Here is a 17553-nt window from a genome sequence, read left to right as displayed (position 1 = left end):
CCGCCGCATGAACACCTTGCCCGACCGAATCGCCCGAGTGCTCCGCCAGGACGTGCAGTCGATGCACGCCTACGCCGTGCAGCCCAGCGCCGGCTTCATCAAGCTGGACGCGATGGAAAACCCGTTCAGCCTGCCCGAGCCGCTGCAGCAGGCGCTGGGTGAGCGCCTGGGCCGCGTGGCGATGAGCCGCTATCCGGCCGGCCGCATCGACGACCTGAAGGCCGCTCTGGCGCAGCATGCCGCGCTGCCCGAGGGCTGCGCGTTGATGCTGGGCAACGGCTCCGACGAACTGATTTCGCTGCTGGCCATGGCCTGCGACGTGCCCGGCGCCACGATCCTGGCGCCGCTGCCCGGCTTCGTGATGTATGCGATGTCGGCGCAGCTGCAGGGGCTGCGCTTCGTCGGCGTGCCGCTCACCGCCGACTTCGAGCTGGACGAGGCCGCGATGCTGGCCGCCATCGAGCAGCACCAGCCTGCCATCGTCTACCTTGCCTACCCGAACAACCCGACCGCCAACCTATGGAGCGACGAGGCCATCGAACGCATCATCCAGGCCGCACCCGGCCTGGTGGTGATGGACGAGGCCTACCAGCCCTTTGCCGCGCGGGATTCGATGGCGCGGCTGGCCCGCTGGCCCCACGTGCTGGTGATGCGCACCATGAGCAAGTTCGGCCTGGCCGGGGTGCGCATCGGCTACCTGATGGGGCGCACCGAGCTGATCGAACAGGTGGACAAGCTGCGCCCGCCCTACAACATCAGCGTGCTGAATGCGGAAGCCGCGCTCTTCGCGCTGGAGCATGCCGACGAATACGCCCGCCAGGCCGCCGTCATCCGCGCCGAGCGCCAGCGGCTGATGGCCGCGCTGGCCGACCTGCCCGGCGTGCGACCCTTCCCGAGCGAGGCCAACATGATCCTGGTGCAGGTGCCCGATGCCAGCGCGTGGTTTGCCGGCCTGAAGCGCCACGGCGTGCTGGTGAAGAATGTGTCGGCCATGCACCCGCTGCTCGACAACTGCCTGCGGCTGACCGTCGGCACGCCCGACGAGAACACGCAGATGCTGCAAGCCCTGAAAGCCAACCTGTGATGGAAGCCAACCAAGCCCGCATTGCGGAAGTCAGCCGCAACACCAAGGAAACGCGCATCCGCGTGCGCGTCAACCTCGACGGCACCGGCGAGGCCAGGCTGAACACCGGCATCGGCTTCTTCGACCACATGCTCGACCAGGTGGCCCGCCACGGGCTGATCGACCTCGACGTGGAATGCGAAGGCGACCTGCACATCGACGGCCACCACACGGTGGAAGACGTGGGCATCACGCTGGGCATGGCGGTGGCGCAGGCCGTGGGCGACAAGAAGGGCCTGGTGCGCTACGGCCACAGCTATGTGCCGCTGGACGAGGCGCTGTCGCGCGTGGTGGTCGATTTCTCCGGCCGCCCGGGGCTGCACCTGCACATCCCGTTCACTGCCGGTGCGATCGGCGGCTTCGACACCCAGCTCACCTACGAGTTCTTCCAGGGCTTCGTGAACCATGCGCTGGTGTCGCTGCACATCGACAACCTGAAGGGCATCAACGCGCATCACCAGTGCGAGACGGTGTTCAAGGCCTTCGGCCGCGCGCTGCGCATGGCCATGGCCATCGACCCGCGCGCCGCGGGCGTCATCCCGTCGACCAAAGGGAGCCTCTGACCGTGGCCAGGACCGTCGCCGTCGTCGACTACGGCATGGGCAACCTTCGTTCGGTGTCGCAGGCGGTGATGCACGTCGCCGCCGGTACCGATGCGCAGGTGATCGTCACCTCGCGCCCCGAGGAAGTGCGTGGCGCCGAGCGCATCGTGCTGCCGGGCCAGGGCGCCATGCGCGACTGCATGCACGAGCTGCGCGCCTCCGGCCTGCAGGAAGCGGTGCTCGAGGCCGCCGCCAGCAAGCCGCTTATGGGCGTGTGCGTGGGCATGCAGATGCTGCTGGAGCACAGCGAGGAGCAGGACACGCCCGGCCTGGGCCTGTTCGCCGGCAATTGCCTGCGCTTCCGGCTTGAAGGCCAGAAGCAGCCCGACGGCAGCCGCTTCAAGGTGCCGCAGATGGGTTGGAACGAGGTGTTCCAGAAACCGCATGCGCTGTGGGCCGGCGTACCCGACGGCGCCTACTTCTACTTCGTGCACAGCTTCTTCGCCCGCCCGGCCGACCCGGCGCACAGCGTGGGGGAAACGGAGTACGGCGCACGCTTTACCTCGGCGATAGCGCGCGATAACATTTTTGCCACGCAGTTTCACCCCGAGAAGAGCGCGGCCCATGGCCTGGCCCTCTATCGCAACTTCCTCTCCTGGAAGCCCTGACGTCTTCTCGCGCCGCAGCGCTTCGCGGCGTCCTCCCTCCTTTTCCTCCTCCAGTTGAACCCGTCATGCTGCTCATCCCGGCCATCGACCTGAAAGACGGCAAGTGCGTCCGCCTCAAGCAAGGCGACATGAACGACAGCACCACCTTCGGGGACAACCCCGCCGCCATGGCCCGGCGCTGGCTGGACGCGGGCGCGCGCCGCCTTCACCTGGTGGACCTGAACGGCGCCTTCGCCGGCAAGCCGGTGAACGAGCCGGCCATCCGCGCCATCCTGGCCGAAGTGGGCGACGAGATCCCGGTGCAGCTGGGCGGCGGCATCCGCGACCTGGACACCATCGAGCGCTACCTGGACGACGGCCTGTCGTACGTGATCATCGGCACCGCCGCGGTCAAGAACCCCGGCTTCCTGAAGGACGCCTGCAGCGCCTTCGGCGGCCACATCATCGTGGGCCTGGACGCCAAGGACGGCAAGGTGGCCACCGATGGCTGGAGCAAGCTCACCGGCCACGAGGTGATCGACCTCGGCAAGAAGTTCGAGGACTACGGCGTCGAAGGCATCGTCTACACCGACATCGGCCGCGACGGCATGTTGAGCGGCGTGAACATCGAGGCCACCGTCAAGCTGGCGCAGGCCCTCACCATCCCGGTGATCGCTTCCGGCGGCCTCTCCGACCTGGCCGACATCGAGCGCCTGTGCGCGGTGGAGAGCGAAGGCGTGGAAGGTGTGATCTGCGGCCGCTCGATCTACACCGGCTCGCTCGATTTCGCCGAAGCCCAGCGCCGCGCCGACGAGCTGGCGGTCTAGCGTGCTCGCAAAACGCATCATTCCCTGCCTGGACGTGACCGGCGGGCGGGTCGTCAAGGGCGTCAACTTCCTCGAGCTGCGCGACGCGGGCGATCCGGTGGAAATCGCCGCCCGCTACAACGAGCAGGGCGCCGACGAACTCACCTTCCTCGACATCACCGCCACCTCCGACGGCCGCGACCTCATCCTGCACATGATCGAGGCCGTGGCCTCGCAGGTCTTCATCCCGCTGACGGTGGGTGGCGGCGTGCGCACGGTGGAAGACGTGCGCCGGCTGCTCAACGCCGGGGCCGACAAGGTCAGCTTCAACTCCGCCGCCATCGCCAATCCGCAGGTGATTCGCGACGCGGCCGACAAGTACGGCTCGCAGGCCATCGTGGTCGCCATCGACGCCAAGGCGCGTGAGAACGGCGCCGGCTGGGACGTCTACAGCCATGGCGGCCGCAAGAACACCGGGCTCGATGCGGTGGACTGGGCCTTCCGCATGGCCTCCCTGGGCGCGGGCGAAATCCTGCTCACCAGCATGGACCGGGACGGCACCAAGGCCGGCTTCAACATCCCGCTCACCCGCGCGGTAAGCGACGCGGTGGACGTCCCCGTGATCGCCTCCGGCGGTGTAGGCACGCTGGAGCACCTGTGCGAAGGCATCCAGCAGGGCGGTGCCGATGCGGTGCTGGCCGCCAGCATCTTCCACTACGGACAGCACACCGTGGGCGAAGCCAAGGCGCTGATGCGCCAACGGGGCATTCCCGTGCGCGCATGACGGCGGCCAGGGCGCCGGCGCGCCGCCAGCCGCCGCATGAGGTGCGCATCGTCGGCGGGCAATGGAAGCGCAGCAAGCTGCCGGTGCTGGACAAGCCCGGCCTGCGGCCCACGCCCGACCGGGTTCGAGAAACCCTCTTCAACTGGCTGGGCGGTGACCTCACGGGCTGGCGCGTGCTGGACGCCTTCGCCGGCAGCGGTGCGCTCGGCTTCGAGGCCGCCTCCCGCGGCGCCATCGAGGTCACGCTGCTGGAGCGCGACCGCGATTTGCTGCGGCTGCTGCGGGAGGCGCAGCAGCGGCTGTCCGCCACCGCGCTGCGCATCCAGCAGGCCGACGCGATGGCCTGGATGGCGCGCGGTGCGCCGGGTGCCTTCGAGCTGGTGCTGCTTGACCCGCCCTTCGACGCCGGCCTGGCGGCGCCGGCCCTGCCGTGGCCGCGCCGCTGGTGGCGCCGGCCGGCTGGCTGTACCTGGAAAGCGGCGAGCCCCTGGCGGAGGTGCCCGCCGGCTTCCGCCTGCACCGCCAGCTGCGCGCCGGGGCGGTGCATGCCCAGTTGCTGCAGCGCGACAGCTAAACTGCCGGGCCGACGACCGGGATCGACCCCAAGGAGAGTGCCGCGTGACCACCGCGAAGCGACTGACCGCCGTCTACCCCGGCACCTTCGATCCGATGACGCTGGGCCATGAAGACCTGATGCGTCGCGCCAGCCGGCTGTTCGAGCGGCTGATCCTGGCGGTGGCGGCCGGCCATCACAAGCGCACGATGTTCAGCGTGGACGAGCGGCTGGAGATCGCCAAGGAACTGGCCGCGCCGTACCCGAACGTGGAAGTGATTGCCTTCCGCGGCCTGCTGCGCGACTTCGTGGTGGACCACGGCGGCAGCGTGGTGGTGCGCGGCCTGCGCGCGGTCAGCGACTTCGAATACGAGTTCCAGATGGCCGGCATGAATCGCCAGCTGATGCCCGACGTGGAAACGCTGTTCCTCACGCCGAGCGATCAGTTCCAGTTCGTCAGCGGCACCTTCGTGCGCGAGATTGCCACCCTCGGCGGTGATGTCTCCAAGTTCGTGGCACCCTCCGTGCTCCGACGACTCCAGACCCGCGTGGCCCAGCCCCGCGAATAGAACGCAGGTTTCCCATGGCCCTGATGATCACCGACGAGTGCATCAACTGCGATGTGTGCGAGCCCGAGTGCCCCAACCAGGCCATCTCGATGGGCGAGGCGTTCTATGTGATCGATGCCGGCCGCTGCACTGAATGCGTGGGCCATTTCGACGAGCCGCAGTGCGTGCAGGTCTGTCCGGTGGAATGCATTCCGGTCAATCCGGAGCATGTCGAGGCCAAGGAGTCGCTGTGGGCGAAATACCGGCGGCTGCAGGCGGAGGCCGCAGCGCCGGCCACACCGGGCTGAGGCGCTGACGGTCGGCGCTTGCTTGCGCCGCGCCGCCTACCTGCTGCTCAACTTGCGCCGGACGCCTGCTTGGCCGGCTTCTGCTTCTTCTGCGTGCGCTTGCCTGCCTTGGGGCCGGGCTCGCGCTGCCACTGGTGCAGCGTGGATGGCGACGGCTGCTGCTGGGGCACACCGCGGATGGCGGCCGGCCCGCGAGGCAGGGCCGCCCACTCCGCCTCCTGTTCACGGCGCTCGCGGCGCAGCCGGTCCGCCAACGCCTGGTCGCGTTCAATGCTCTGCCGGGCGGCGCGCTGCTGCGCGTCGCTGCGGCTGTCGTCCAGCCTCAGCGGCGTGCCCTCTGCGCAGGGCTGCTGCGAGTACACACGCCCCTGCGGCCCGCAGCGGTACACGGTGGTCTCGGCCGCCGCGGTGGTCGGCATCAGGTTCAAGGCGCACAGCGCGGGGATGAACAGCAACGACGACGACAGCGGCAGGCGGTTTTTCATGGCGTGTCCGTGGGCGGTGGTGCGGGGGAGATTCCGGCCGCGGCCACCGGGCGCGGAGGCTTCGGTGGCTTGGGTCGGGGGGGCTTGGCATGCACCTTCATCATGGCGCGCTCCATCTCGCCGGCCAGCAGCAGATCCAGCGCCTCGGTGGACTTGGTCACGCAGTCGTCGATCGCCGCGCGGTCGGTGGGCGACGGCTTCTTGAGCACGTAGTTCACCACCTCCGCCTTGTGCCCCGGGTGGCCGATGCCCAGCCGCAGCCGCCAGAAGGCGGCACTGCCCAGCTGCGCGATCATGTCGCGCAGCCCGTTGTGGCCGGCGTGGCTGCCGCCCTGCTTGAGCTTCATCTGGCCGGGCAGCAGGTCCAGTTCATCGTGGGCCACCAGGATTTCCTCCGGCGCGATCTTGTAGAAGCGCGCCAGCGCCGCCACCGACTTGCCCGACAGGTTCATGTAGGTCTGCGGCTCCAGCAGCCAGACCGGCCCTTCGATGCCGGGCAGCGGCCGGTTCACCCGCGCCACCAGCCCGTGGTAGCCCCGGTCGTAGCTCAGCGTGCTGCCGAGCTTGCGGGCCACATGGTCGATCCACCAGAAGCCGGCGTTGTGGCGGGTGTCGTCGTATTCCGGGCCCGGGTTGCCCAGGCCGACAAGCAATCTGATCATCGTCGTTCCACAAAGCAGAAGCCCCGCACGGGGCGGGGCTTCGAGAGAGCCGGAACTCGGCTGAAGCGGCCCGTGGGCCGCCGCAGCTTACTTCTTGTTCTGCTTCTCGTTCTTCTTGGCGGCCTTGCCCTTGGCAGCCGGGGCCACGGCCACCGGCGTGATTTCCTCTTCCACCACCGGTGCAGCGACCGAGGCGATGGCGGGGTTCTTCTTGCCGCGCAGCACCACCTTGACGTTCTTGTCGAGCTTCAGGTCGTTGACGTGCAGCGACTGGCCCTTTTCCAGGGTGCCCAGGTCGACGGTGATGAACTCGGGCAGCTGCGAAGCCAGGCACTCGATCTCGAGTTCGGTGGCCACGTGGTTGATCAGCAGCTTGTCGGTCTTGACGGCCGGCGAGTTCTCTTCGTTGATGAAGTGCAGCGGCACCTTCTTCTTGATGCGGGTGCGCTCGTCCACGCGCTGGAAGTCCACGTGCAGCACGATCTGCTTCCACGGGTGCATCTGGAAGTCGCGCAGCAGTACCTTGTCAGTCTTGCCGGCCAGTTCCATCTCCAGGATGGACGAGTGGAACGCTTCCTTCTTCAGCGCGAAGTACAGGGCGTTGTGGTCCAGCTCGATCTGGGCCGGCTCGCCGGCGCCGTAGACGATGCCCGGCACCTTGCCGGCGATACGCAGGCGGCGGCTCGCTCCGGTCCCCTGCAGCGTGCGCTCGTAAGCGACGAATTTCATGGTTTCACTCCAAAAAAGTGAGGCACCCGCGACCAGGTGCCTGGATGGGCAGGCCATGGGGCCTGCAACGAAAAAAGGCACGCGCCGGAAAGGGCCCGTGCCTGGATGGGGTCAGAAGTTGCTGTTCTGCTCGGCGAACAACGAGGTGACCGATTCGCCGTCCGAGATGCGGCGGATGGTCTCGGCGAACAGGAAGGCCACCGACAGCTGGCGGATCTTCTTGCAGGCCTGGCCGGCTTCCGACAGCGGGATCGTGTTGGTGATCACCACTTCGTCGAGCTGGGACTTCTGGATGCGGTCGATCGCCGGGCCCGAGAACACGGCGTGGGTGCAGTAGGCGTACACGCTCTTGGCGCCACGCTCCTTCAGCACCTCGGCCGCCTTCACCAGCGTGCCGGCGGTGTCGATCATGTCGTCCATGATCACGCAGTTGCGGCCGTCGATCTCACCGATGACGTGCATCACCTCGGACACGTTGGCCTTCGGGCGGCGCTTGTCGATGATGGCCAGGTCGCAGCCCAGCTGCTTGGCCAGCGCCCGTGCACGCACCACGCCGCCGACGTCGGGCGACACCACCACGAGGTCGGGGTAGCGCTTGGCCTGCACATCGGCCAGCAGCACCGGCGAGGCGTAGATGTTGTCGACCGGGATGTCGAAGAAGCCCTGGATCTGGTCGGCGTGCAGGTCCATCGTGAGCACACGCTCGACGCCGACGGTTTCCAGCAGGTTGGCGACCACCTTGGCGCTGATCGGCACGCGCGTCGAGCGCGGACGGCGATCCTGACGGGCATAGCCGAAGTAGGGAATCACGGCGGTGATGCGGCGCGCGCTGGCGCGCTTCAACGCATCCGTCATGATCAGCAGTTCCATCAGGTTCTCGTTCGTCGGTGCGCAGGTGGACTGCACGACGAAGACGTCGCGGGCGCGAACGTTCTGCTGGATCTCGACCGTGACCTCGCCATCCGAGAAGCGGCCCACGCTGGCCTTGCCGAGCTCGATGCCGAGGTGGGTGGCGATTTCCTTGGCCAGCACGGGGTTGGCGTTCCCCGTGAAGAGCATGGTGTTGAAGAGCACGGCGAACCCTGGCGGCGGCAGATGAACGAGACGGCGATCAGCGGAAGAAAGATATTTGGCAGGGGAGGAAGGACTCGAACCCTCGCATGTCGGAATCAAAATCCGATGCCTTGACCAACTTGGCGACTCCCCTACACAGGTTGCGGCTTGCGCCACAACCTTCAACTCAATCTGCCCAGGCCCGCAAGGGGTGGCTGGCCAGACTTCGGCATTCCCGTCCCACCCAACCTGCCGGAAGATCCGTCAGGTCTATCGCCGAAGGCGAGGCGTTGGTGCCTGTGTCCATTCTTGCAAAGACCGCGCTGCCTGAGCCCGTCATCCGGCTGTTGCCGAAGCGGTCTGCCAGCCACCGAGCCGCTTGGGCTACCTCGGGGCAGCGGTCTTCAGCGGGTGGCTGGAGATCATTGCGACCGAAGGCGGTATCTGCAAGTGAGCCTTGGAGTATAGACAGCTTTGTGTCCCGTGTCAGCAATGGGTGCGCAAAGATTTCTGCTGTGGCCAGGGAGGCCTGTGGCTTGACCACAACAAAGCGCTGTGCAGGCACGTCGATCGGACTCAGTTGCTCGCCAATGCCTTCGACGAACGCGTTGTCTCCGCCGACGAAGAAGGGCACGTCGGCCCCCAGTTCCGGTGCCAGCGATAGCAATTGGGTCCGCGACCAGCCCAGCCCCCATAGCCGGTTGAGCGCAAGCAGCGTGGTGGCCGCATCGGAACTGCCGCCACCCATGCCGGCGCCCCAGGGCACCTGCTTGTCGACCGAGATGTCGACGCCCAGGCTGCAGCCGCTGCGCTGCTGGAGCAGGCGTGCGGCGCGCAGGCTCAGGTCGTCGGCGGGCAGGGCGGGGCCCAGGTCGTGGCGTTGCAGCCGGCCGTCGGCCCGGCGCTCGAAATGCAGGGTGTCGGCCCAGTCGATGAGGACGAACACCGACTGCAGCAGGTGATAGCCATCGGCGCGCCGGCCGGTGATGTGCAGGAACAGGTTGAGCTTGGCTGGCGCCGGGACGTCCAGCAACGAGACCAGGCTCACGGTGCCGACGGCTTGTCCAGCCGCACCCGCACGGTGGTGGCCGGGGCCCCGGAGCGCTCGGCCACCAGCGCACCGTCCGCATAGCGGCGCAGGTCGATCTGCCAGCCCAGCTGCTGGAAGCCCGCGTCGTTGGCATAGCTCGGCGCCGCCGGCCAAGGACGGCCGCGCAGCCAGTCGATCAGCGCGGCCAGCGGCAGCGGCTCGCCCAGCATCTGCTGCGACATCGCATCCAGGCTGGGGAACTTGCGCGTGCCCTCGGTGGTGAGGAGCTCGGCCTCGCCGTCGTGCCAGCGGGCCTGGGCCAGGGTGTTGCCCAACGGGCCGCTCAGGCTCAGCTCGCCCAGGCGGGCATCGCCGCGCAGCTCGAAGGCGGCGCTCATGCTGCGCGGTTCGGCATCGCTGTCCACCGGCTGGGCCACCTGCACCGCCAGCCGGCCGCTGATGGAGGCGGCGCTGGGATCGGCCGGCGGCAGGCTGGCACAGCCGGCCAGCACGGCGGCGGACATCCAGGCAAGAAACAGTCGCTTCACAGGTTCACCTTCAGGCGGTCCAGGGTTTCCCGCAGCACCTCGTTGGTGGCGTCGCGCTGCTGGGCGTCGCGCCACAGGCGCAGGGCTTCGTCGCGCTGGCCCTGGGACCACAGCACCTCGCCCAGGTGCGCGGCGATCTCGGGATCGGGGCGCGAGCTGTAGGCGCTGCGCAGCAGGCGCAGGGCCTCGGCATGGTTGCCCAGGCGGAATTCCACCCAGCCCAGGCTGTCGGTGATGAACGGATCGCCCGGCGACAGCGCCAGCGCCTTGGCGATCAGTTCACGTGCCTCGGGCAGCCGCTGGTTGCGATCGGCCAGCGCATAGCCCAGCGCGTTGTAGGCATGTGCGTGATCGGGCTTGAGCTGGATCACGCGGCGCAGCAGCTGTTCCATCTCCGCGGGGCGGTCGATCTTCTCGGCCATCATGGCCTGTTCGTACAGCAGGGTGGCGTCCTCGGGCTGGCGCGCGGTGGCGGTGGCCAGCACGTCGTGCGCCTCGCGCCAAAGCTTGACCTCGCGCAGCATCTGCGATTCAGCCAGCACCTTGGCGCGCGCATCGTCGGGCTCGCGTTCGGGGATGGCGCGGATCAGCGCGCGGGCTTCGGTCACGCGGCCCTGCCGAGCCACCAGCACCGCGCGGCGGGCCTGCACTTCCACCACACGCTGCGGGCTGTCGATCCTTGCAAGCCAGGCATCGGCGGCCTTCAGGTCGCCGCGCTGCTCGGCGGCCTGGGCCAGCAGCAGCCAGGCCTGCATCAGGTCGCCATCGTCGGGCGCGGCCTCGCCTTCCGCCTCGGCCGGCGGGGCGCCGGCGGCCTGCCGCAGCGTGATGAAGCGTTCCAGCGACGCCTGGGCCTGCTGCGGCTGGCGCAGTTCCAGCTGCAGTGCGCCCAGGGTGAGCCAGGGCGCGGGCAGGTCGGGCTGCGCGCGGGTGACCACCTCCAGCTGCTTGATGGCGTCGGCATAGCGCTGGGCGCCGCTCAGCACCCGCACATAGGCCAGGCGCACGGCGGGCTCGGCCTTGGGCTGGTCCAGGTAGTTCTCGACGATGCGCTGGGCCTCGGGCTGGCCGGGCAGCAGTTCCAGCGCCAGCAGCGCCGGGCCTGGGAAGCTGGGGTCGTCCACCTGGGCGCGGCGGGCCAGGGTGAGCGCACGCGGCGTGTCGCCGGCCGCCTGCCAGGCGCGGGCCAGCGCCACGCGCGAGGCAGCGCGGGTGCCGGTGGCCTCCAGGTACGGCGCCAGCACCTGCTCGAAGAGCTCCACCACCTGCTTGCGGTCGGTGCTGCGCTGGAAGAAGCGCGGCAGCGACGAGATGAGCCCCGGCTGCTCGACCACCGGCGTCTGGGCCAGCAGCTCGCGCAGCGGCTCGGCCACCTCGGGCACGCGGTTCAGCGCCATCAGCAGCTGGACCTGGTAGCGCAGGGACTCGGCCGAGTCGGGCAGGGCGATGCGCCAGGCGCGGGCGGCGCCCAGGGCCTGGTCGCCGGCGCGGGCCTGCAGCGCGATTTCCACGGCGCGCTTGAACAGCTGCTCATCGCGTGAGCGGCGGGCAGCGTCCAGCAGCACCTGGTAGGCGGTGCCGGCCTCGCCGTTGCGCAGCTCCATCTCGCCCACCAGCAGCTGGTAGAAGAGCGGCGCATCGAGCGGTGAGTTCTGCGGTGTGGAAGCGGCGGCGGTGGCAGGCGTGGCCGCTTCGGCGGGCACCTGTGCATGGACGACGCCCGCGGCCAGCAGTGCAGCAGCGAGGGCGTGACGGGTTGCGGCACGCCACCGCGGAGAGAGGGCAAGCATCGCGACTCCTTGAGTCGAAGGATTCTAGACATGGCCGTGTCAAGGGCCGGTGAAGCACGGGCGCTCCACAATCGTTGGATGTTCACGGCCAGCAGCCTCCATGCCTGAGATGCCCGAAGTGGAAACCACGCGCCGCAGCTTTGCCGGGCGCATTGCCGGCGCGCAGGTGCGGCAGCTGGTGCTGGGCGCGCCGCTGCGCTGGCCGCTGGGGCGCGATCCGGCCGAACTGGTGGGCGCGACGGTGGGCGACACGGGGCGGCGCGGCAAGTACCTCTGGCTGCCGCTGCAGCTGCCCAGCGAGCCGGCCGGCGGCCTGCTGATGCACCTGGGCATGTCGGGATCGCTGGCCTTCCTGCCGGCGCCGGCGCGGCAGGCGGGCAAGCATGACCATTTCGAGCTGCATACCTCGCTGGGCGTGCTGCGGCTGACCGACCCGCGGCGCTTCGGCGCGGTGGTGTGGTCGCCGGCCATCGATGCGGGCATGGCGGGCAAGCTGCTGGCGACGCTGGGCCACGAGCCGTTCGACGAGGCGCTGACGCCGGCGCTGTTCCATGCCGCGCTGCAGCGGCGGCGCACGCCGATCAAGGCCGCGCTGCTGGCCGGCGACATCATCGTGGGCGCCGGCAACATCTATGCATGCGAGGCGTTGTTCGAGGCCCGCATCGACCCCCGGCTGCCGGCTGAACGCATCAGCCGCCCGCGTGCCGCGCGCCTGCTGGGCGCGGTGCGGGAGACGCTGACGCGCGCGCTGGCGCTGGGCGGCTCCACGCTTCGGGATTTTCGCGACGCCCACGGCATGGACGGGCAGTTCCAATTGCAAGCGCGTGTGTATGGCCGCGAAGGCCTGCCTTGCCCGAACTGCGGCGCGCCGGTGCGGCGCATCGTGCAGGCGCAGCGTTCCACCTTCTTCTGCGCGGTGTGCCAGAAGCGCTGAGCCCGGCGGCCTTGGGCGGTAGCAAGCGGTAGCGAAGCTGCCGCTTTGCCCATCACCCCTGCGCTAGCATCGTTCGCGAACCTGCACACCGAGCCGCCCGACATGGAGTTCACCTTCGCCCATCACCTCGATGCCCTGGCCTCCTGGCGCGAGGAGGCCGGGCGCCAGGTGCATGCCTTCGGGCAGACGCTGGGCGCCGACGACCTGCTGGACGAGGGCCTGGCCCAGGTGCTGGCCACGCTGCAGGCGCGCCTGGCCAGCGACCAGCTGGTGGTGGCCTTCGTGGCCGAGTTCTCGCGCGGGAAGTCGGAGCTGATCAACGCCATCTTCTTCGCCGACACCGGCCGCCGCATGCTGCCGGCCACGCCCGGCCGCACGACGATGTGCCCGGTGGAGCTGGGCCATGACGATGCGCTGCCGCCGCTGCTGGCGCTGCTGCCGATCGAGACCCGGCTGGAAGCCGCGCCGCTGGCGGTGCTGCGCACCGAGTCCGCCCGCTGGAAGCGGCTGCGCCTGGACACCAGCCAGCCCGAGCAGGTGGCGCAGGCCCTGCAGGAGCTCACCCGCACGAAGGCGGTGTCGCTGGAAGAAGCGCGGGCCCTGGGCCTGGCGCCGCAGGCACCGGACGCCGCCGACGGTGGCAGCGGGCCCCGCCTGCGGCCCGACGGCCTGGTGGACATCCCCGCCTGGCGGCATGCGGTCGTCAACTATCCGCATCCGCTGCTGCGCCGCGGCCTGGTGGTGCTGGACACGCCGGGCCTGAATGCCGTGGGCGCGGAACCGGAGCTGACGCTCTCTCTGCTGCCCACCGCGCATGCCATCGTCTTCGTGGTGGCGGCCGACACCGGGGTCACGCAGTCGGAGCTGGCGGTGTGGCATGAGCACCTGGGCGGCCACGGCCCGGCCCGCTACGTGGTGCTGAACAAGGTGGACACCCTGGCCGATCCGCTGCTGCCCGAGGACGAGGTGCAGGCGCAGATCACGCGCCAATGCGCCGGCGTGGCCAGCACGCTGGGCGTGCCGGAGGCGGCGGTCTATCCGATCTCTGCCCGCCAGGCGCTGGTGGCCCGGGTGCGCCAGGGCGCGCTCGCGGATGCGGCCAGCAGCCATGCCGGCGGCCTGGCGGCGCTGGAGGATGCGCTGGTGTCGCAGCTGCTGCCACGCCGCCGCCAGGTGCTGTCGGAACTGCTGCTGGGCGGCACCGCCACGGTGGAGGCGCAGGCCACGCGCCGGGTGGCGGACCAGCGCCGGCAGATCCACGAGCAGCTCTCCGAACTGCGCGAGGTGCGCGGCAAGAGCGCGGCCAAGGTGCAGTGGACGCTGGAGCGGCTGGACACCGAAGCGCAGGAATTCGAGCGCTGCACCTCGCGGCTGGCCGCCCTGCGCTCGGTGCAGTCGCGCCTGGTGGGCGATGCCCTGCAGCTGCTGTCGGCCGAGCAATTGCGCACCGAGGTCCAGCAGATGCAGCGCGAATCCACCGGCCGCATGCTGAACCTGCGGGCGCGCAAGGCGTTCTCCGCGTTGTGCGGGCGGCTGCGTGCGCTGCTGCAGCGCGCCGGCGGGCTGGGCACCGAGGTGCAGGCCATGCTGACGGCCAGCTACCAGCAGCTGAACACCGACTTCGGCTTCGCGCTGGCACCGGGCGCGGCGCCGGCGCCGGCCCGTGCGCTGTCGGAGATCGACCTGATCGAGCGCAACTACGGCCGCTACCTGGGCCTGCCGTATGCGCTGCGGCTGGGCGACGAGCGGCAGATGGAGCAGTTCCTGCGCATGCTGCTGTCCAAGCTGGAGGTCATCTTCGAGCACCAGGCGCATGAGCTGGAGCGGTGGAGCCAGATCGTCACCGTGCAGGTGGACGTGCAGCTGCGCGACCGCCGCCGGGCCTTCGAGCGCCGCCGCGACACGCTCACCCGCGCCCATAGCGCCGCCGGCGAGCTGGCCGGCCGCATTGCCGAGCTGGAGGCGCAGCACCGCCACTGGGAGCGGCTGGGCGAGCAGGTGCATGCGCAGGCGATGGCGCTGCGTTCGCTGGCGCTGCGCAGCGCGGCCACGGTGGACATTCCGCTGAGCTTTCCCGCGCCGGAGCGGCAGGAGCCCGCGCCACTGACACTGGTGCATTCCGCGGCCGCCGGCCGCAGCCGCCAGGGCGCCGGCTGAGAACCTGTGAACGAACCACTCACGCCCGCTTAACGCGCCCTGACGACCCGGCTCGTCGTTGCAAATGCTCGCCATAGCCCGAGCTGTGGCTGCGCTTTGCGCCTGGATCCAGGCCGCCCTGTCGCGCCGCTCGGTCGCGACCGGTTCGCTCACAGGTTCTGAGCGGTGCCACCGTGCCAGCGGCCTGCGTGTCGGATGATGCGCGGATGAATGCCGACGCCGTTTCCTCCGCTGAACCCGTTGCCGCCGCCTGCATGCCGCCCGCCCCGCCCACCGAAGCCGCCACGCCCGGCGTGGCCGAGCGGGTCGTCGGCTGGCAGCTCACCCACGGCCGGCACGGGCTGCCCTGGCAGGGCACGCGCGACGCCTACCGCGTGTGGCTGTCGGAAATCATGCTGCAGCAGACGCAGGTGTCCACGGTGCTGGCTTACTACCCGCGCTTCCTGCAGCGCTTTCCCGACGTCGCCGCGCTGGCCGCCGCGCCGCTCGATGATGTGCTGGCACTGTGGAGCGGCCTGGGCTACTACAGCCGCGCCCGCAACCTGCACCGCTGCGCGCAGGCCGTGATGGCCGAGCACGGCGGCGCCTTCCCGCGCAGCAGCGCGGTGCTGGCCACGCTGCCGGGCATCGGCCGTTCGACCGCGGCGGCCATCGCCGCCTTCTGCTTCGGTGAGCGGGCCGCCATCCTGGACGGCAACGTCAAGCGGGTGCTGACGCGCGCGCTGGGCTTCGGCGGCGACCTGGCCGTGGCCGCACAGGAACGCCAGCTGTGGCAGCAGGCCGAGGCGCTGCTGCCCGCCCAGGGCATCGAGGCCTACACCCAGGGCCTGATGGACCTGGGCGCCACCGTATGCACCTTGCGACGGCCACAGTGCCTGCTGTGCCCGCTGCAGCCCGTGTGCGTGGCCCGGCGCGAAGGCCAGCCGGAGCGCTATCCGGTGAAGACCCGCAAGCTCAAGCGCGGCGCCCGCAGCAATGCGCTGCTGTGGCTGCAGCAGGCCGACCGCGTGTGGCTGGTGCAGCGGCCGGACACCGGTGTGTGGGCCGGCCTGTGGAGCCTGCCGCCCTTCGACGACCTGGCCGAGCCAAGGCGCCTGAGCGCCAGCTGGCCGGGCGTGGCCACCACGCTGCCGCCCTTCGAGCATGTGCTGACGCATTTCGACTGGGCGCTGCAGCCGCTGCACCACCGGCTGCCCGACGCCCTGCAGGGCCCGGCGCTGCAGGCGGTGGAAGCGACGCTGCCCGCCGGCCGCTGGTTCACGCTGGACGAGGCGATGGCGCTGGGCCTGCCGGCGCCGATCCGCAAGCTGCTGGGGAGTGCCTAGCCGCCGATCACGCCCTGGTCGCGCAGGAATTCGTCCACCAGCTTCAGGCGCGCCAGCGGGTCGTCCAGCGCCATCAGCTTCTGCTTGGCCGCCAGGCTGATGGGCAGGATCTCGCACCAGCGGTTGGCCACCCAGCCGGCGTCCGAAAAACGATAGGGCGGGATGAAGGGCTCGGCGCCTTCGCGCCGCATGGCCTCGATGGCTTCGCGCAGCGACTGCACCGTGTCGTCCATCTCGTCCGGCGGCAAGGCCAGCTCGTCGGCCGTCAGCAGCGCCACGTCCGCCAGCCACAGGCCGTCGGGCTGGCGGCGCGGGTTCTGCAGCGCAAAGCGCTCGCGGCCGCTGCAGCGGATGTGCAGGATGCCGGCCTGCTCGGCGTCCACCTCGTCGATGTGCGCCTGCACGCCGATGTCGTGGAAGCGCACCGGGGCCGGGTTGCCGTCCTGGTCCTTGCGCTGCATCTCGCCGCCGGCCTGCAGGCACACCACGCCGAAGGGGCGCTGCTGGCGCAGGCAGTCGCCCACCATGTCCAGGTAGCGTGCCTCGAACACCTTGAGGTTCAGCCGGCCGCCGGGAAACAGCACCGTCTGCAGCGGGAACAGCGGCAGCTCGGTGCTCATGTCATCACTCCCGTGCGTCCAGTTCGCGGTGGCGCAGCAACGTGGCGCTGCGCTGGCGGAAGCGGCGCGCCAGCTGCTCGGCCAGGTAGACGGAGCGGTGCTGGCCGCCAGTGCAGCCGATGGCCACGGTGAGGTAGCTGCGCTGGTCGTCCTCGAAGGAGGGCAGCCAGCGGCTGATGAAGTCGCCGATCTGCGTCAGCATCTCCGGCACCTCGGGCTGCGCCTCGAGGTAGGCAGCCACGCCGGCGTCGCGGCCGGTGAAGGGCCGCAGCTCGCGGATGTAGAACGGATTGGGCAGCACCCGCACGTCGAACACGAAGTCGGCGTCCAGGGGCACGCCGTGCTTGAAGGCGAAGCTCTCGAACACCAGCGTCAGCCCGCCGTGCGGCGCGCCCACCAGGTCGCGCAGCCACAGCCGCAACTGCGCCGGGCGCAGCTGGCTGGTGTCGATCACGGTGGACACCTCGCGCAGCTCGGCCAGCAGCTCGCGCTCCAGCTCGATGGCATCGACCAGCGCGCGGCGGCCGTCGCCAGCGGGGTCTTCCTGTGCGCCTTCGGCCGCGCGCACCGGCGCCGGCCTGGTGGATAGCGGATGCGGCCGCCGGCTTTCGGAGAAGCGGCGCACCAGCGCATCGGTGCTGGCATCGAGGAACAGCGAGCGGATCGCCACGCCTTCGCCCCGCAGCCGGTCGATCAGCGGCAGCAGGTGCGGCAGCGAGCCGGCGCTGCGCACGTCCACCGCGATGGCCACGCGGCGGTCGGAGCGGTCGCGCTCGATGCGCAGGAAGTCCGGCAGCAGCTCGGGCGGCAGGTTGTCGATGCAGAAGTAGCCGGCGTCCTCCAGCGCATGCAGCGCCACCGACTTGCCGGAACCGGAAATGCCGGTGACCAGCACCACCTCGCGCATGG

Annotated in this window: 19 protein-coding genes, 1 tRNA gene and 1 pseudogene; 11 read left to right on the top strand and 10 right to left on the bottom strand. The window is 70.0% G+C overall.

The window, feature by feature from the left end; all coding sequences use genetic code 11:
• Positions 1-7 precede the first annotated feature (7 nt).
• From hisC to LRS14_RS10800, 8 genes and pseudogenes are all read left to right on the top strand, one after another.
• Complete coding sequence (hisC, locus tag LRS14_RS10835) at positions 8-1084, top strand: histidinol-phosphate transaminase (RefSeq protein WP_257799535.1); 1077 nt, start codon at positions 8-10, stop codon at positions 1082-1084.
• Positions 1084-1686 (top strand): imidazoleglycerol-phosphate dehydratase HisB, encoded by a 603-nt coding sequence (gene hisB / locus LRS14_RS10830; protein ID WP_046112715.1) that lies wholly within the window; start codon positions 1084-1086, stop codon positions 1684-1686. Before hisC ends, hisB begins: the two co-directional genes overlap by 1 nt.
• A 2-nt stretch (positions 1687-1688) precedes the next feature.
• A complete protein-coding gene (gene hisH / locus LRS14_RS10825; RefSeq protein WP_257799534.1) occupies positions 1689-2333 on the top strand; it encodes an imidazole glycerol phosphate synthase subunit HisH in 645 nt (214 codons plus the stop codon).
• A gap of 65 nt (positions 2334-2398) precedes the next feature.
• The gene (hisA, locus tag LRS14_RS10820; RefSeq protein ID WP_257799533.1) at positions 2399-3139 is read left to right on the top strand and encodes a 1-(5-phosphoribosyl)-5-[(5-phosphoribosylamino)methylideneamino]imidazole-4-carboxamide isomerase; all 741 of its coding nucleotides are present in this window, start codon (positions 2399-2401) and stop codon (positions 3137-3139) included.
• Position 3140: 1 nt separating this feature from the next.
• Entirely contained in the window at positions 3141-3902 is a 762-nt protein-coding gene (hisF, locus tag LRS14_RS10815) for an imidazole glycerol phosphate synthase subunit HisF (RefSeq protein WP_257799532.1), read from the top strand.
• Positions 3899-4476, top strand: a pseudogene (rsmD, locus tag LRS14_RS10810) (16S rRNA (guanine(966)-N(2))-methyltransferase RsmD). Before hisF ends, rsmD begins: the two are co-directional and overlap by 4 nt.
• 44 nt (positions 4477-4520) lie before the next feature.
• On the top strand, positions 4521-5024 hold the full coding sequence (gene coaD, locus LRS14_RS10805) for a pantetheine-phosphate adenylyltransferase (RefSeq protein ID WP_083440494.1): 504 nt from the start codon (positions 4521-4523) through the stop codon (positions 5022-5024).
• Between the two features lie 14 nt (positions 5025-5038).
• The gene (locus LRS14_RS10800; protein WP_046112710.1) at positions 5039-5311 is read left to right on the top strand and encodes a YfhL family 4Fe-4S dicluster ferredoxin; all 273 of its coding nucleotides are present in this window, start codon (positions 5039-5041) and stop codon (positions 5309-5311) included.
• 47 nt (positions 5312-5358) lie between these two features.
• Here LRS14_RS10800 and LRS14_RS10795 read toward each other — a convergent pair whose 3' ends face one another.
• From LRS14_RS10795 to LRS14_RS10760, 8 genes are all read right to left on the bottom strand, one after another.
• Complete coding sequence (locus LRS14_RS10795) at positions 5359-5796, bottom strand: hypothetical protein (RefSeq protein ID WP_257799531.1); 438 nt, start codon at positions 5794-5796, stop codon at positions 5359-5361.
• Positions 5793-6458: an aminoacyl-tRNA hydrolase gene (gene pth / locus LRS14_RS10790; protein WP_257799530.1), complete on the bottom strand. Its 666-nt coding sequence runs from the start codon at positions 6456-6458 to the stop codon at positions 5793-5795. The genes LRS14_RS10795 and pth overlap by 4 nt, the downstream gene beginning before the upstream one ends.
• 87 nt (positions 6459-6545) lie before the next feature.
• The gene (locus tag LRS14_RS10785) at positions 6546-7187 is read right to left on the bottom strand and encodes a 50S ribosomal protein L25/general stress protein Ctc (protein WP_046112707.1); all 642 of its coding nucleotides are present in this window, start codon (positions 7185-7187) and stop codon (positions 6546-6548) included.
• Positions 7188-7298: 111 nt separating this feature from the next.
• A complete protein-coding gene (locus tag LRS14_RS10780; protein WP_046112896.1) occupies positions 7299-8246 on the bottom strand; it encodes a ribose-phosphate pyrophosphokinase in 948 nt (315 codons plus the stop codon).
• A 71-nt stretch (positions 8247-8317) separates the two neighbouring features.
• Positions 8318-8394 (bottom strand) — tRNA-Gln (locus LRS14_RS10775).
• A gap of 33 nt (positions 8395-8427) precedes the next feature.
• On the bottom strand, positions 8428-9288 hold the full coding sequence (gene ispE / locus LRS14_RS10770) for a 4-(cytidine 5'-diphospho)-2-C-methyl-D-erythritol kinase (protein ID WP_404977546.1): 861 nt from the start codon (positions 9286-9288) through the stop codon (positions 8428-8430).
• Complete coding sequence (locus LRS14_RS10765) at positions 9285-9818, bottom strand: outer membrane lipoprotein LolB (RefSeq protein WP_232315329.1); 534 nt, start codon at positions 9816-9818, stop codon at positions 9285-9287. Before LRS14_RS10765 ends, ispE begins: the two co-directional genes overlap by 4 nt.
• Positions 9815-11608, bottom strand: a complete 1794-nt coding sequence (locus LRS14_RS10760) for a tetratricopeptide repeat protein (protein WP_257799529.1) — start codon at positions 11606-11608, stop codon at positions 9815-9817. The genes LRS14_RS10765 and LRS14_RS10760 overlap by 4 nt, the downstream gene beginning before the upstream one ends.
• Before the next feature lie 100 nt (positions 11609-11708).
• Between LRS14_RS10760 and mutM the strand changes: the two genes are divergently transcribed.
• From mutM to mutY, 3 genes are all read left to right on the top strand, one after another.
• Positions 11709-12542, top strand: coding sequence for a bifunctional DNA-formamidopyrimidine glycosylase/DNA-(apurinic or apyrimidinic site) lyase (mutM, locus tag LRS14_RS10755; protein WP_257799528.1), 834 nt, complete (start codon positions 11709-11711; stop codon positions 12540-12542).
• A 102-nt stretch (positions 12543-12644) separates the two neighbouring features.
• The gene (locus LRS14_RS10750) at positions 12645-14699 is read left to right on the top strand and encodes a dynamin family protein (protein WP_257799527.1); all 2055 of its coding nucleotides are present in this window, start codon (positions 12645-12647) and stop codon (positions 14697-14699) included.
• 254 nt (positions 14700-14953) lie between these two features.
• On the top strand, positions 14954-16024 hold the full coding sequence (mutY, locus tag LRS14_RS10745; protein WP_257799526.1) for an A/G-specific adenine glycosylase: 1071 nt from the start codon (positions 14954-14956) through the stop codon (positions 16022-16024).
• Here the strand turns inward: mutY and LRS14_RS10740 are convergent.
• Together LRS14_RS10740 and rapZ are read right to left on the bottom strand one after the other, a co-directional pair.
• Positions 16021-16644 (bottom strand): LON peptidase substrate-binding domain-containing protein, encoded by a 624-nt coding sequence (locus tag LRS14_RS10740; RefSeq protein WP_257799525.1) that lies wholly within the window; start codon positions 16642-16644, stop codon positions 16021-16023. The two genes, mutY and LRS14_RS10740, sit on opposite strands and share 4 nt — an antisense overlap.
• A gap of 4 nt (positions 16645-16648) precedes the next feature.
• A complete protein-coding gene (rapZ, locus tag LRS14_RS10735; protein WP_046112702.1) occupies positions 16649-17551 on the bottom strand; it encodes an RNase adapter RapZ in 903 nt (300 codons plus the stop codon).
• Positions 17552-17553: the final 2 nt, after the last annotated feature.

Source organism: Aquincola sp. J276 (genome assembly GCF_024700035.1).
Lineage (GTDB): Bacteria > Pseudomonadota > Gammaproteobacteria > Burkholderiales > Burkholderiaceae_C > Aquincola > Aquincola tertiaricarbonis.
The sequence above is the reverse complement of the archived record's forward strand: the minus strand, read 5'-3'. Positions and strand labels throughout refer to the sequence as shown.

Bases quoted from the DNA above. Each gene is read 5' to 3' on its own strand.
- LRS14_RS10750 (WP_257799527.1), top strand. From the start codon at position 12,645: ATGGAGTTCACCTTCGCCCATCACCTCGATGCCCTGGCCTCCTGGCGC.
- hisC (WP_257799535.1), top strand. From the start codon at position 8: ATGAACACCTTGCCCGACCGAATCGCCCGAGTGCTCCGCCAGGACGTG.
- LRS14_RS10800 (WP_046112710.1), top strand. From the start codon at position 5,039: ATGGCCCTGATGATCACCGACGAGTGCATCAACTGCGATGTGTGCGAG.
- hisB (WP_046112715.1), top strand. From the start codon at position 1,084: ATGGAAGCCAACCAAGCCCGCATTGCGGAAGTCAGCCGCAACACCAAG.
- LRS14_RS10785 (WP_046112707.1), bottom strand. From the start codon at position 7,187: ATGAAATTCGTCGCTTACGAGCGCACGCTGCAGGGGACCGGAGCGAGC.
- LRS14_RS10780 (WP_046112896.1), bottom strand. From the start codon at position 8,246: ATGCTCTTCACGGGGAACGCCAACCCCGTGCTGGCCAAGGAAATCGCC.
- mutY (WP_257799526.1), top strand. From the start codon at position 14,954: ATGCCGCCCGCCCCGCCCACCGAAGCCGCCACGCCCGGCGTGGCCGAG.
- mutM (WP_257799528.1), top strand. From the start codon at position 11,709: ATGCCTGAGATGCCCGAAGTGGAAACCACGCGCCGCAGCTTTGCCGGG.
- pth (WP_257799530.1), bottom strand. From the start codon at position 6,458: ATGATCAGATTGCTTGTCGGCCTGGGCAACCCGGGCCCGGAATACGAC.
- LRS14_RS10760 (WP_257799529.1), bottom strand. From the start codon at position 11,608: ATGCTTGCCCTCTCTCCGCGGTGGCGTGCCGCAACCCGTCACGCCCTC.
- LRS14_RS10740 (WP_257799525.1), bottom strand. From the start codon at position 16,644: ATGAGCACCGAGCTGCCGCTGTTCCCGCTGCAGACGGTGCTGTTTCCC.
- LRS14_RS10795 (WP_257799531.1), bottom strand. From the start codon at position 5,796: ATGAAAAACCGCCTGCCGCTGTCGTCGTCGTTGCTGTTCATCCCCGCG.
- hisA (WP_257799533.1), top strand. From the start codon at position 2,399: ATGCTGCTCATCCCGGCCATCGACCTGAAAGACGGCAAGTGCGTCCGC.
- rapZ (WP_046112702.1), bottom strand. From the start codon at position 17,551: ATGCGCGAGGTGGTGCTGGTCACCGGCATTTCCGGTTCCGGCAAGTCG.